This window comes from Leclercia barmai (assembly GCF_049312895.1).
Lineage (GTDB): Bacteria > Pseudomonadota > Gammaproteobacteria > Enterobacterales > Enterobacteriaceae > Enterobacter > Enterobacter barmai.
The window spans coordinates 1-14,375 of record NZ_JBMNWZ010000007.1; the positions used below are offsets into that span (position 1 = coordinate 1).

Sequence of the window (14,375 nt, forward strand, 5' to 3'; positions counted from 1 at the left end):
ACGGGGTTTTTTGCCGTATGCGCCAAAAAGCCGGGTGGCGGCTCCGCCTTACCCGGCCTACATGTCCCGATTCCAGCCGACAAAGATCCCCCGATGGGGTAAACTATCCCGGTTTTTGCATCTGGATAGCCTCTATGAATCACTCCCTTAAGCCCTGGAATACCTTCGGTATTGACCGAAATGCCCGACAGATCGTGCGGGCCGACGATGCGCAGCAACTGCTGGCCGCATGGAATCACGCGACGCAACACCAACAGCCTGTTCTTATTCTGGGCGAAGGCAGCAACGTTCTTTTTCTGGAAGACTTTTCTGGCACAGTGATCGTTAACCGCATTAGCGGGATCGAGGTTGAAGAGACGCAGGATTGCTGGCGTCTGCACGTGGGCGCCGGAGAGAACTGGCATAACCTGGTGCAGTTTACCCTTGAAAACAACATGCCGGGGCTGGAAAACCTCGCCCTGATCCCCGGTTGCGCGGGTTCATCTCCTATTCAGAACATAGGTGCCTATGGCATCGAACTCAAACACGTCTGCGACTATGTCGATTGCATCGAGCTTGCAACGGGCAACGCGCTGCGTTTAAGCGCAGAACAGTGCCGTTTTGGCTATCGTGACAGCATTTTCAAACATGAGTATCAGGATAAATATGTCATCGTCGCGGTTGGCCTGCGCCTGACAAAAAACTGGCAGCCTGTTCTCACCTACGGCGATCTCACCCGGCTGGACCCTGCAACCGTCACTGCGAAAGACATTTTCGATTCGGTTTGCCACATGCGCATGAGTAAACTGCCCGACCCGAAAGTGAACGGCAATGCCGGGAGTTTCTTTAAAAACCCGGTGATCTCCGGCGAAAAAGCTGATGCCTTAATCGCACAGTGGCCGAATGCACCGCACTATCCCCAGGCCGACGGCAGCGTCAAGCTGGCTGCGGGCTGGCTGATCGATCAGTGTCAGCTTAAAGGCACAACCTGTGGCGGCGCGGCGGTACATCGCCAGCAGGCACTGGTACTGATCAATGAAAACAATGCGACCAGCGACGATGTCGTACAGCTGGCTCATCAGGTGCGTCAGCGCGTAGGTGATAAATTTGATGTCTGGCTGGAGCCAGAGGTGCGCTTTATCGGCCATCATGGCGAAGTGAATGCGGTGGAGGCCATTGCATGAAAGATCATACCGTCCCCCTGAAGCTGATCTCTATTCTGGCCGACGGCGATTTTCATTCCGGTGAACAGCTGGGTGAACAGCTCGGAATGAGCCGCGCTGCCATCAATAAACATATTCAGACCCTGCGTGACTGGGGAGTGGATGTCTTTACCGTGCCGGGCAAGGGCTACAGCCTGCCGGAGCCAATCCAGCTGCTGGATGAAGGCTTTATCCACAGTCAAATTACCGACAACAGCGTCGCCGTTCTGCCGGTAATTGACTCTACCAACCAGTATCTGCTCAACAGGCTCAACGAGCTAAAGTCCGGTGACTGCTGCGTAGCAGAGTACCAGCAGGCGGGTCGTGGCCGTCGGGGACGTAAATGGTTTTCGCCGTTTGGCGCTAACCTTTATCTCTCTATGTACTGGCGTCTTGAACAAGGGCCTGCCGCCGCTATCGGCCTGAGTCTGGTGATTGGCATTGTGCTGGCAGAAGTTCTGCAGTCGCTGGGCGCCGATAAAGTGCGCGTGAAGTGGCCAAACGATCTCTATCTGAACGATCGTAAACTGGCCGGTATCCTCGTAGAACTGACGGGGAAAACCGGTGATGCTGCGCAGATCGTCATGGGAGCCGGGATCAACCTGATGATGCGCAACGTGCAGGCCGAAGACATCAATCAGGGCTGGATCAACCTGCAGGAAGCGGGGATCGCTATCGATCGTAATGTCCTCGCCGTGCGTGTTATCAATGAGCTGCGCCACTCGCTGAAAATCTTCGAACAGGAGGGGTTAACGCCGTTCCTGCCTCGCTGGGAAAAGCTGGATAACTTTGCCCACCGTGCGGTAAAACTGATCATCGGCGACAAAGAGATTTACGGCACATCGCGCGGTATCAACGAGCAGGGCGCGTTGTTACTTGAGCAGGATGGGGTGATTAAACCCTGGGTCGGCGGCGAGATTTCGCTGCGCAGCGCCGAATAAATTACCGGGAGCCGCTGGCTCCCGCGTTCTGAAGCTATACCGCCGCCAGCCTCTGTGCGAAGCGGCAACCAGAATAATCCCTAAACACCTGGTTACACTCTCTTAATCAGTTCCCGATAAGGTATACTCTCAAAGCAGCAGGGCACTCGTAGATTAACCTGCCTTTCGCGTTTCTGGAGATACATTTTGCGTGTCAGCCGCTCTTTAACTATCAAACAAATGGCGATGGTCACTGCCGTCACCATGGTGTTTGTTTTCGTCTTTTGCGTCATTTTGCTGTTTCATGCCATTCAGCAGAATCGCTACAACACGGCTACACAACTCGAGAGCATCGCCCGCTCAATCCGTGAGCCCCTTTCTGCCGCCATTCTGAAGGGTGATATCCCCCAGGCGGAGTCCATTATTAAAAGCATCAAGCCGGCAGGCGTCGTCAGCCAGGCGGATGTCGTACTGCCGAACCAGTTTCAGGCGCTGCGCATGAACTTTATCCCGGAGCGTCCGGTACCGGTGATGATGAAACGCCTGTTTGAGATGCCGGTGCAAATCTCTTTGCCGGTCTATTCGCTGCAGCGGCCGGCCAACCCGCAGCCGCTGGCCTATCTGGTGCTGCAGTCTGACTCCTGGCGGATGTACAAATTCGTTATCAGTTGGGTCTCCACGTTGGTAACCACTTACTTATTATTGACGCTGATGCTGACCGTGGCGCTGACCTGGTGCATTAACCGGTTGATTGTCCACCCGTTACGTCGAATTGCCCGCGAGCTCGACTCCCTCTCGCCGCAGCAACAGATGGGGCACCAGCTACCCCTGCAGCGCCTGCACCATGATGACGAAATCGGCATGCTGGTACGCAGCTACAACCTCAATCAGCAGCGCATGATGCGCCAGAATGATGAGCTCAACCACAATGCCACCCGCTTCCCGGTGTCGGAGCTGCCCAACAAGGCGTTTCTGATGGTGTTGCTGGAGCAGGCGGTGAAGCGTCAGCACACCATGGCGCTGATGGTGGTGGCCTGCGAAACCCTGCAGGATACCGCTGGCGTGCTGAAAGAGAGCCAGCGGGAAATGGTGTTACTGACGCTGGTCGAAAAGCTGAAAACTGTGCTGGCGCCCCGCATGGTGCTGACCCAGGTAAGCGGCTATGACTTCGTCATTATCGCCAATGGCGTTAAGGAGCCGTGGCACGCCATCACATTAGGTCAGCAAGTGCTCACTGTTATTAATGAGCGGTTGCCGGTGCAGGGGATCCAGCTGCGTCCGAGCGCCAGTATTGGTATCGCGATGTTTTACGGCAATCTGACCGCAGAACAACTTTACCGCCGGGCGTTTTCCGCCGCGTTTACCGCTCGCCAGAAGGGTAAAAATCAGATTCAGTTCTTCGAGCCTGAGCAGATGGAGAAGGCTCAGCAGCGGCTGTCAGAAGAGAACGACATCCTCACCGCGCTGGACAGCAACCATTTCGCCATCTGGCTACAGCCGCAGGTCGATCTGCGTACCGGCAAGGTTCATAGCGCCGAAGCGCTGCTGCGGGTGCGGCAGGCCGATGGCAGCTGGGCGCTTCCGGAAGGGCTGATCGACCGTATTGAGAACTGTGGCCTGATTGTGACCGTGGGTCACTGGGTGCTGGAAGAATCCTGCCGATTGCTGTCAGCCTGGCAGTCGCGGGGGGTGATGATGCCGCTGTCGGTCAACCTGTCGGCACTGCAGCTGATGCATCCGAACATGGTCCCGGACCTGCTGGCGCTGATTCACCGCTACCAGATCAAGCCCGATACCCTGATTCTTGAGGTCACCGAGAGCCGCCGGATTGACGATCCTAACGAAGCCGTGGCCATTCTCCGCCCGCTGCGCAATGCCGGGGTGCGTATCGCACTGGATGACTTTGGCATGGGATACGCCGGGCTGCGTCAGCTGCAGCATATGAAAACCCTGCCGGTAGACGTGCTGAAGATTGATAAGGCCTTTGTGGAGGGGCTACCGGACGACAGCAGTATGGTCGAGGCGATTATCCAGCTGGCGCGTAGCCTGAAGCTGAGGATTATCGCGGAAGGTATCGAAACCGAAGCCCAGCGTCGCTGGCTGGCCGATGCCGGGGTTGAATGCGGACAAGGATACCTGTTCGACAAAGCCGTGCCGGGCGATATTTTTGAAAGTCGTTATCTGAAACAGGATGACAATAGCGCTGATGACTGAAATGTTGCTGGCTTGTGCGAGCCAGCTCAAAATTCTTAACATTTTCGTTTCAAATTCAGCCTGAACTCCTATCTGTCCTGTTTTATGGGTGGTATTTTAAGGCCGCAGGTGAGCAGCAACCCCACAAAACCTGTGGCTTTTCTTCCCAAGGACACCTTATGAAAACCTCTCTCTTCAAAAGTCTTTATTTTCAGGTCTTAACCGCGATTGCCATCGGTATTCTGCTTGGTCATTACTACCCTGAATTAGGCGCCCAGATGAAACCGCTTGGTGATGCCTTCGTTAAGCTGATTAAGATGGTTATCGCGCCGGTTATTTTCTGTACCGTTGTGACCGGCATCGCAGGCATGGAAAGCATGAAAGCCGTTGGCCGCACCGGTGCGGTAGCGCTGCTCTATTTCGAAGTGGTCAGTACCCTGGCGCTTATCATTGGTCTGGTGATTGTTAACGTCGTGCAGCCCGGCGCGGGCATGAACGTTGACCCCTCGACGCTGGATGCAAAAGCAGTCGCGGTCTACGCCGATCAGGCAAAAGATCAGGGCGTTGTCGCCTTCCTGCTGGATGTGATCCCCGGCAGCGTGATTGGTGCCTTCGCCAGCGGGAATATCCTGCAGGTGCTGCTGTTTGCCGTGATGTTTGGTTTTGCCCTGCATCGTCTCGGCAGCAAAGGCCAGCTGATTTTCAACGTCATTGAGAGCTTCTCGCAGGTGATCTTCGGCATCATCAATATGATCATGCGTCTGGCACCTATTGGCGCCTTCGGGGCGATGGCATTTACTATCGGTAAATATGGCGTTGGTACCCTGGTGCAGCTGGGCCAGCTGATTATCTGTTTCTACATCACCTGTATTCTGTTTGTGGTGGTGGTACTGGGAAGCATTGCGCGCGCGACCGGCTTCAGCATCTTCAAGTTTATCCGCTATATCCGTGAAGAGCTGCTGATTGTACTGGGTACCTCCTCGTCCGAGTCGGCGCTGCCGCGCATGCTCGACAAGATGGAGAAGCTGGGCTGCCGTAAATCGGTGGTGGGACTGGTTATTCCGACCGGGTACTCGTTTAACCTCGACGGGACGTCCATCTACCTGACGATGGCGGCGGTGTTTATTGCCCAGGCCACCAACAGCCATATGGATATCTTCCATCAAATCACGCTGCTGGTAGTGCTGCTGCTCTCCTCGAAAGGGGCGGCAGGGGTGACGGGAAGCGGCTTTATCGTGCTGGCGGCAACGATCTCCGCCGTCGGACACCTGCCGGTGGCCGGGCTGGCGCTGATCCTCGGTATCGACCGCTTTATGTCTGAAGCCCGTGCCCTGACTAACCTGGTCGGCAACGGTGTGGCGACGGTGGTTGTGGCGAAGTGGGTGAAAGAGCTGGACCACAAAAAGCTCGACGATACGCTGAATAATCGTGCGCCAGACGGCAAAACACACGGTTTGTCCTCCTAAAATCTTCCCTCTGGCCCGCATTCCCTTGTCGGGGTGCGGGCTCCTGCGCATAATGGCCCAGCATACTTGTCATAATTCGATAAGATTTATTTCGGGTAAATTTCACTTCATGCCGTGACGTTTCGCTTCATGCGCGGTCTAATCGGAGTGTTTTGAACATTATCTTTAGAGTGCGACAGGGCGTGTGGCACTCTTTGTAACCAGGAATGTTGATCAGGGGTTCACATGCAGGGCACAAAAATTCGACTCTTAACCGGCGGTTTGCTTATGATGGCAGCAGCCAGTTACGTGCAGGCTGACGCGCTCCAGCCGGACCCGGCCTGGCAACAGGGAACGCTGGCGAATGGGTTTCAGTGGCAGGTATTAGCCACCCCACAACGCCCCAGCGACCGCATTGAAATCCGCCTTTCCGTCAATACCGGCTCCCTGACCGAGAGCACGCAACAGAGCGGTTTCAGCCACTTTCTGCCCCGCCTGGCGCTGACGCAAAGCGGCAGCCTGCAGGCCGTGCAGGCCCGTTCATTATGGCAACAGGGCATCGATCCAAAGCGCCCGCTGCCGCCTGCAGTCGTCTCCTACGACTACACCATGTTTAACCTCAGCCTGCCAAACAACCGCAACGATCTGCTCAAAGAGGCGCTGACCTGGCTTTCCGATACCGCCGGTAGTGTCTCCATTACCCCTGAAACGGTGAATTACGCCCTGAGCAACAGCGATATGGTGGCGACCTGGCCGGCAGATACCAAAGAGGGCTGGTGGCGTTATCGCCTGAAAGGGTCTGCTCTGCTGGGCCATGACCCGGCAGAGCCGCTAAAGCAGCCGGTTGATATTGAGCAGGTGAAGTCCTTCTACCAGACCTGGTACACCCCGGATGCCATGACCCTGATTGTGGTCGGCAACGTAGATAGCCGCGCGGTGATTGAGCAAATCAGCAAAACCTTTGGCGAGCTGAAGGGCAAACGCAGTACGCCTGCACCGGTGCCAACGCTTTCGCCTCTGCGCGCAGAGCCGGTGAGCATCATGACCGATGCCGTGCGTCAGGATCGTCTCTCTATTATGTGGGACAGCCCGTGGCAGCCGATCCGTGAGTCTGCCGCGCTGCTGCGCTACTGGCGCGCCGATCTGGCCCGTGAAGCGCTGTTCTGGCATGTTCAGCAAACCCTGAGTAAGAACAACGCCAAAGACATTGGTCTGGGCTTTGATTGCCGGGTGCTGTTCCAGCGTGCCCAGTGCGCCATTAACGTTGAGTCGCCGGGCGACAAGCTGAACGCCAATATGGCGGTGGTGGCGAAAGAGCTGGCGAAAGTGCGCGACAACGGCCTGAGCGAAGAGGAGTTCAACGCGCTGGTGGCGCAGAAAAACCTCGAGCTGCAAAAACTGTTCGCCACCTACGCCCGCACCGATACCGATATCCTGATCAGCCAGCGTATTCGCTCCCTGCAAAATCAGGTGGTGGATATCGCGCCAGAACAGTATCAGAAACTGCGTCAGGATTTCCTTAACAGCCTGACCGCGGATATGCTGAGCCAGGATCTGCGTCAGCAGCTTTCTCAGGATATGTCGCTGATTCTAATGCAGCCGAAAGGTGAGCCGGAATATGACATGAAGGATCTGCAGGCGACGTGGGACGGAATTATGGCGCCAGCGAAATAAAAGCAAAAAGGCAACGTAAGTTGCCTTTTTTAGTGTTTGCTCCCTCTCCCTGTGGGAGAGGGCCGGGGTGAGGGCATCAGACCGCAGTTACTCCGGCATTGCTTCCCGTGGAATAATGGCCCCGCGATACTGGATCACCGTGCTGGCGGTGAGGTGGCCGCGCTGGGCTGCTGCCTGTGGCGTACCGCCCGTCAGACGCACTGCCAGATACCCGGCGCTGAAGGAGTCACCCGCCGCGGTGGTATCAATCACTTTCTCTTTCGCCAGCTTCACTGCAGGCACTTCGATAACCGCTTCACCGGTAATCGCCACCAGGCAGGAATCTGCGCCGCGCTTAATCACCACTTCGCTGACACCGGCGGCCTGCGTGCGGGCAATCACCTCATCAACCGGCTTCTCGCCCCACAGCGCATCTTCGTCGTCGAGGGTCAGGAAGGCGATGTCGGTGCACTCCAGCATCTGGCTATAGACCTGCTGCGTCTCTTCGCGGCTGGCCCACAGGCGTGGACGGTAGTTATTGTCAAAAATCACCTTCCCGCCGTTGGCGCGACATTCGCGCAGCAGGGAGAGCAGTTTTTCGCGGCTGCTCTGGCTGAGGATCGCCAGGCTGATGCCGCTCAGGTAGATATAGTCGAAGTGGGCCAGCGTTTCGCAGATCTGCGCCGCGCTGTCGCCCTCCAGCCAGAATTTGGCGGCAGCCTCGTTACGCCAGTAGTAGAAGGTACGCTCGCCGGTGCTGTCGGTTTCGATGTAATAGAGACCCGGCAGGCGGTTCTCCATCCGCTGGGTCAGCGAGGTATCGACGTTCTCACTCTGCCATGCGTCCAGCATCTGCTGGCTGAAGTTATCGGTGCCCAGGGCAGTAACATAGTTTACCGCCAGCGCGTCAGCATCGACCTGACGGGCAATATACACCGAGGTATTTAAGGTATCGCCGCCGAAACCGCGGCTGACTTCTGCCCCTTTCTGGGACAGTTCGATCATACATTCGCCGATCACGGCAATTTTCTTGGACATAGTCGTGAACCTGGATAATTAAACTGCGGTTAGTTTGCGCTGGAGGCCGGGAGCGGTCAACTGTATTAAAACGACGTTCCATTATTTTTTTGAACTCGGACAAGTTCCTGGCGGGTAAGAGATCCCAGATTTTCATTTTCGTCCGCAACCGGACATAAAGTTCTCTTGCCTGGGGCCGATAATCCTTTGACCAGTCCCGACAGGCTATTCCCCATTCAACAGGATATGTGAAATGAAGTTAAGGCAGGACATCCAGCTGCTGAGCATCCCTGAAGCGAGTATTGAGAACTTACAGGAACATCGCTACTGGCTGCAATGTGAGCGCGCTTACACTTATCAGCCGATCTACCGCACCGACGGTAAGCTGATGGCGATTGAGATCCTGACCGTCGTGACTCATCCTTCAAATCCGGCTCAGCGGATCGCCCCGGATCGCTACTTCGCGGAAGTACCCGTGCGCCATCGTCTGGATATTCTGGAAGAGCAGCTCACCATGCTGGCGGCCAGGCAGGCGTTTTTCGCCGACAATAACATTCTGGCTTCGGTTAACGTCGATGGTCCAACCCTGCTGGCGGTGCGTCAGGATGAGAGTCTGCAGAAGCTGATCCAGCGGCTGCCGTGGCTGCGCTTTGAGCTGGTGGAACATGTTCGTCTGCCGCAGGACTCCTCGTTTGCCACCATGTGCGAGTTTGGTCCACTGTGGCTGGACGATTTCGGCACCGGCATGGCTAACTTCTCCGCCCTGAGTGAAGTGCGTTACGACTACATCAAAGTGGCGCGTGACCTGTTCATCATGCTGCGCCAGACCCCGGAAGGCCGTAATCTGTTCACGCTCCTGCTGCAGCTGATGAACCGCTACTGCCAGGGCGTGATCGTCGAAGGCGTCGAGACGCTGGAAGAGTGGCGCGATGTTCAGAACTCACCAGCCGCCGCCGCGCAGGGCTATTTCCTCTCCCGTCCGGTGTCGATGGAGACGCTCGACAACGTTATCATCACCCTTTGAATTCCGGCAGCTTCCCATAATAGCGCGTGCTTAACGCGTTATTACCGGACGCTGCCGCCCCTTTCCCCTTGTCTGGACTATATTCATGAAAGGCAAGTGATTACTGAAAGGGAGAATGGAATGACAAAAACAACAAAGATTATCACCTGGATCCTGGGGGTCTTCTTGTTGTTGATTGTGGTGGCAATCGTCATCATTGCGACGTTTGACTGGAACCGCCTCAAACCGACCATCAACCAGAAAGTCTCAACCGAACTTAACCGACCTTTCGCCATTCGCGGCGATCTGGGCGTCGTGTGGGAGCGCCAGAAGGGCGAAACGGGCTGGCGCAGCTGGATCCCCTGGCCGCACGTTCATGCTAACGATGTCCTCCTCGGCAATCCGCCGGAGATACCCGATATCACGATGGTCCATCTGCCGCGCGTTGAAGCCACGCTGGCGCCGCTGGCGCTGCTCACCAAAACGGTCTATCTGCCGTGGATCAAACTGCAACAGCCCGATGCCCGGCTGATCCGCCTGTCGGAAAAAACCAACAACTGGACCTTTGATCTCGCTGATAGCAAAGACAAAGAGGAAAACGCGCAGCCTTCGGCCTGGTCGTTCCGGCTCGACAACATTATTTTCGATCGCGGCCGCGTCGCCATTGATGATGCGGTGAGCAAAGCCGACCTCGAGATCTTTGTCGATCCGCTCGGTAAACCGCTGCCGTTCAGCGAAGTGACCGGCGCGAAGGGGAAAGATGAGAAGGGCAAGGTGGGGGATTACGTCTTTGGCCTGAAGGCCGAAGGGCGCTATAACGATCAGCCGTTACGTGGCACCGGTAAAATTGGCGGCATGCTGGCGCTGCGCAGCGAAGGCACGCCGTTCCCGGTGCAGGCCGACTTCCGCTCCGGTAATACCCGGGTGGCCTTTGTCGGCACGGTGAACGACCCGATGAAAATGGGGGGCGTTGACCTGCGGCTTAAATTCGCCGGGGATTCACTGGGTGAACTCTATAAGCTGACCGGCGTTCTGCTGCCGGATACCCCGCCGTTTGAAACGGACGGCCATCTGGTGGCGAAAATCGATACGGAAAAATCCTCGGTCTACGATTACCGCGACTTTAATGGCCGGATCGGTGACAGCGATATTCACGGCTCGCTGACCTACAGCACCGGTAAACCGCGACCGAAGCTGGAAGGCGACGTGGAATCACGTCAGCTGCGCCTTGCCGATTTAGGGCCGCTGATTGGCGTCGATTCCGGTAAAGGCACGAAAGCGCAGAAGGTCAGAAAGGAGGCACCGCCGTCGGGCAAAGTGCTGCCGAATGACCGCTTCGAAACCGATAAGTGGGACGTGATGGATGCCGACGTGCGCTTCAAGGGGCGTCGAATCGAGCATGGCAGCAGCCTGCCCATCAGCAACCTCTCTACCCATATCATTCTGAAAAATGCCGATCTGCGCCTGGAGCCGCTGAAGTTCGGCCTGGCCGGGGGGACCATCTCGTCAAATATTCATCTGGAAGGGGATAAAAACCCGATGCGGGGTCAGGCGGATATTCAGGCGCGACGGCTGAAGCTGAAAGAGCTGATGCCGGATGTGGAACTGATGCAGAAAACCCTCGGCGAAATGAACGGCGATGCCAAAATTCGCGGCACCGGCAACTCGGTGGCGGCCCTGCTGGGTAACGGCAACGGCAACCTGAAGCTGCTGATGAATGACGGGCTGGTGAGCCGTAACCTGATGGAGATCCTCGGTCTGAACGTCGGCAACTTTATTATCGGGCAGATCTTTGGCGATGATGAAGTGCGGGTGAACTGTGCCGCCGCCAATATCGACCTGGTGAACGGCGTGGCGCGTCCGCAAATCTTTGCCTTTGATACCGAAAATGCGGTGATCAACATTACCGGCACGGCCAGTATGGCCTCGGAGCAGCTCGATCTCACCATCAACCCGGAAAGCAAGGGTATTCGCATCGTGACGCTGCGCTCGCCGCTGTACGTGCGCGGTAGCTTTAAAGATCCGGATGCGGGGGTGAAAGCAGGGCCGTTGATTGCTCGCGGCGCGGTGGCTGCGGCGCTGGCGACGCTGGTGACCCCGGCGGCGGCACTGCTGGCGCTGATCTCGCCGTCAGAGGGGCAGGCTAACCAGTGTCAGACCATTCTGTCGCAGATGAAGAAATAGTGCGGGAGTTGTTGCCCGGCGGCGCGATGCTTGCCGGGCCTTGAGTTTTACAGGCCGGGTAAGGCGTAGCTGCCACCCGGCCTTGTCATATTACAGCGACTGGTGACGGGTTTCGTGGGTCAGCAGCAGCGCAATCAGCGTCAGTGCCGCCATCGCTGCCAGGTAGAACCCCACATACTGCAGACCATAATTCGCCTGTAACCAGGTGGCGATATACGGCGCCACGGACGCGCCCAGAATCGAGGAGACGTTATAGGAGAAGGATGCTCCGGTATAACGCACTTCGGTCGGGAACAGCTCTGGCAGCAGCGCGCCCATCGGGCCGAACGTCAGCCCCATCAGGCTCAGACCAATCAGCAGATACGCCATCACCAGGGCCGGGTTACCGGAACCGAGCAGCGGCGGGAAAACGAACAGCGCAAACACGATAATCAGCGAGGTGATGACGATCATGCTCGGGCGACGGCCAAAGCGGTCGGCCAGCAGGCCCGCGATCGGCACCATCACACCAAAACCGATTACCGCCATCATCAGCATCCACAGCACTTCGTTACGCGGCAGACCCAGACCCACCGGCGCTGCCGTGGTGCTGAAGGTCATGGAGTAGACGGTCATGATGTAGAACAGCGTATAGGTCGCCAGCATGATGAAGGTGCCCAGCACGGTCACGCGAACGTGTTTGGTCAGCAGCGTGCCCAGCGGAACTTTTACCTGTTTCTTCGCAGCGGCCACTTTGGCAAACACCGGCGTTTCGTGCAGGGAGACGCGCACATACAGGCCGATCAGCACCAGCACCGCCGAGAAGATAAACGGAATACGCCAGCCCCAGGTCATGAACTGCTCGTCGGTCAGCAGCCAGGAGAGCAGCAGGAAGGTGCCGTTGGCAAAGAAGAAGCCAATCGGCGCGCCCAGCTGCGGGAAGGAGCCATACAGCGCACGCTTGCGCGGCGGCGCGTTTTCGGTGGCCAGCAGCGCCGCGCCACCCCATTCACCACCCAGCCCCAGACCCTGACCAAAACGGGCCAGCGCCAGCAGCAGCGGTGCCAGAATACCGATGGTTTCATAGGTCGGCAGCAGGCCGATGGCAACGGTGGAGATCCCCATGGTCAGCAGCGAGGCGACCAGGGTCACCTTACGTCCGACGCGATCGCCGAAGTGACCGAACAGCGCAGAGCCGATAGGACGCGCGACGAAGGCGATGGCGAAGGTCGCCAGCGACTGCAGCGTTGCCGCCGTCGGGTCGCCCTGCGGGAAGAAGATATGCGGGAAAACGATAACCGCAGCGGTAGCGTAAATATAGAAGTCGAAGAATTCGATGGCGGTGCCAATCAGTGACGCGACGACGACTTTATTGCGCGAGTTAACCGGGACGTTTTCCTGCTCTGAATTGAGTGTTGTGGCTGTGGCTTGCATAAACTTTTCTTATTTTTGGCGAACGAAAGGCCATATTACGCACAGCAAAAGCGACATTTCAATCTGTAACAAACGCAGCGGGCGGTGAAAAAGGCAGCAAAAAGCGGATAATTTTCAGACCAGGAAAATCACATCTATGAAATGCTTCACAGAAATTAAAAGTTAGAGGATAAAACTGGTTTTCGGTTAAATAAAAGTTACAGGCTGGATTTATATGCTGAAATGATGAATCGGGCTGATATATTTCATTCTTATTCAGCCCGATGGGGTATTTAACGGTGCGTTTTGCCGGGCATTCGCCGGTCATCCGGGTACTCGGCGGTGGCGATCCAGGCCGCGCAGAACAGGGTCAGTCTGGCGAAGAAGTAGAAGAAGGCCATCAGCCCTAGCACGGAGCCAAACGCCGCCCCGGACGGGGAGGTCATCAGCGATGGCAGGGTGTACGTCATCACGATTTTGATCACCTCAAAGCCGATAGCGGCAATGAACGTGCCGCGGATCAGCGCCTTGCGGCGAGGCCGGTGACGCGGCAGACGCCAGAAGATCCAGAAGAACAACAGATAGTTCGCCAGCATCGAGATACCTAACCCCACCAGATGCCAGACGGGTTTCAGCCACTCAATAGTGTCGAGATAGAGCGCGGAGATGATCATCTGCTGCGCCGAGCCCGCCACCGAGGTGATGGTGAGGGTGATAACCAGCGCCACCAGCAGCCCAATCAGCGAGACGAAGTCGCGGAAATATTTGGTCCAGATCTTCTCCTCATCCTGCGGCTTACGTTCCCAGACGTCGCGCGACTGGGCGCGGATCGCCTCCCGCAGGTTACCCATCCAGTTAACGCCGGAGTAGAGCGCCACAAACAGCCCGACAATCCCCACGGTAGTACGCTGCTGGACGGCGGTACTGATGGTGCTTTTCAGGGTGGTGGCCAGCGTCGGATCGCTGACGTTCTGCAGGATTTTAGTGAAGATGTCCTGCAGCAGCGTCGGATGCGACACCAGCACAAACCCTGCTGCGGCAAAGGAGAGCATCAGGATGGGGATCATCGACAGAAATGAGAAGTAGGTGATCGCCGCGCCAAACTGATTGCCCAGCCGATCGTTAAACCGCTCGGTCGCGCGCAGCAGGTGGGCAATCATCGGCCTTTGCTGAATCAGCTGAATGACGTCTTTCGCCTTGTCGAGCAGACTGCCCGTTTTACGCACGGCGGTAATTTTGGCTTCAGCTGGCTTCGGGGGCGGGCTGTTTTCCAGTTTCTTAATCGGCTCGTAATCCAGATCCTGGGTGGGACGTTGCGGGTTGCTATCCGGCATCAGTCACGTTTTCCTTATCGTTTAGCGAGTAGTCCCTGCAATTATAGCCTGCG

9 protein-coding genes and 1 pseudogene are annotated in these 14,375 nt (G+C 56.8%); 7 read left to right on the forward strand and 3 right to left on the reverse strand.

The features are described 5' to 3' along the window. Positions 1-134: 134 nt before the first annotated feature. The 5 genes and pseudogenes from murB to ACOYA6_RS20340 all read left to right on the forward strand — a co-directional run. Complete coding sequence (gene murB / locus ACOYA6_RS20320) at positions 135-1,163, forward strand: UDP-N-acetylmuramate dehydrogenase (RefSeq protein WP_039032450.1); 1,029 nt, start codon at positions 135-137, stop codon at positions 1,161-1,163. Beyond that, the gene (gene birA, locus ACOYA6_RS20325) at positions 1,160-2,122 is read left to right on the forward strand and encodes a bifunctional biotin--[acetyl-CoA-carboxylase] ligase/biotin operon repressor BirA (RefSeq protein WP_039032451.1); all 963 of its coding nucleotides are present in this window, start codon (positions 1,160-1,162) and stop codon (positions 2,120-2,122) included. The genes murB and birA overlap by 4 nt, the downstream gene beginning before the upstream one ends. A 186-nt stretch (positions 2,123-2,308) precedes the next feature. Continuing rightward, positions 2,309-4,315 carry a biofilm formation regulator HmsP gene (gene hmsP / locus ACOYA6_RS20330; RefSeq protein ID WP_039032452.1) on the forward strand — a complete coding sequence of 669 codons (2,007 nt, stop codon included), beginning with the start codon at positions 2,309-2,311 and terminating at the stop codon, positions 4,313-4,315. 158 nt (positions 4,316-4,473) lie between these two features. Next, entirely contained in the window at positions 4,474-5,760 is a 1,287-nt protein-coding gene (dctA, locus tag ACOYA6_RS20335; protein WP_039032453.1) for a C4-dicarboxylate transporter DctC, read from the forward strand. Between the two features lie 225 nt (positions 5,761-5,985). After that, positions 5,986-7,404: pseudogene (locus tag ACOYA6_RS20340) on the forward strand (M16 family metallopeptidase); the annotation flags it as partial. A gap of 96 nt (positions 7,405-7,500) precedes the next feature. Here ACOYA6_RS20340 and kdgK read toward each other — a convergent pair. After that, on the reverse strand, positions 7,501-8,430 hold the full coding sequence (gene kdgK, locus ACOYA6_RS20345) for a 2-dehydro-3-deoxygluconokinase (protein ID WP_039032454.1): 930 nt from the start codon (positions 8,428-8,430) through the stop codon (positions 7,501-7,503). Between the two features lie 232 nt (positions 8,431-8,662). Here kdgK and pdeH point away from each other — a divergent pair, with 232 nt between their 5' ends. Continuing rightward, positions 8,663-9,433, forward strand: coding sequence for a cyclic-guanylate-specific phosphodiesterase (gene pdeH / locus ACOYA6_RS20350; RefSeq protein ID WP_039032455.1), 771 nt, complete (start codon positions 8,663-8,665; stop codon positions 9,431-9,433). A gap of 120 nt (positions 9,434-9,553) precedes the next feature. Next, complete coding sequence (locus ACOYA6_RS20355) at positions 9,554-11,596, forward strand: AsmA family protein (RefSeq protein ID WP_039032456.1); 2,043 nt, start codon at positions 9,554-9,556, stop codon at positions 11,594-11,596. 90 nt (positions 11,597-11,686) lie between these two features. Here ACOYA6_RS20355 and ACOYA6_RS20360 read toward each other — a convergent pair whose 3' ends face one another. After that, positions 11,687-13,009, reverse strand: a complete 1,323-nt coding sequence (locus ACOYA6_RS20360; RefSeq protein WP_039032457.1) for an MFS transporter — start codon at positions 13,007-13,009, stop codon at positions 11,687-11,689. A gap of 272 nt (positions 13,010-13,281) precedes the next feature. Then, positions 13,282-14,322, reverse strand: coding sequence for an inner membrane protein YhjD (gene yhjD / locus ACOYA6_RS20365; RefSeq protein WP_375540656.1), 1,041 nt, complete (start codon positions 14,320-14,322; stop codon positions 13,282-13,284). Positions 14,323-14,375 lie beyond the last annotated feature (53 nt).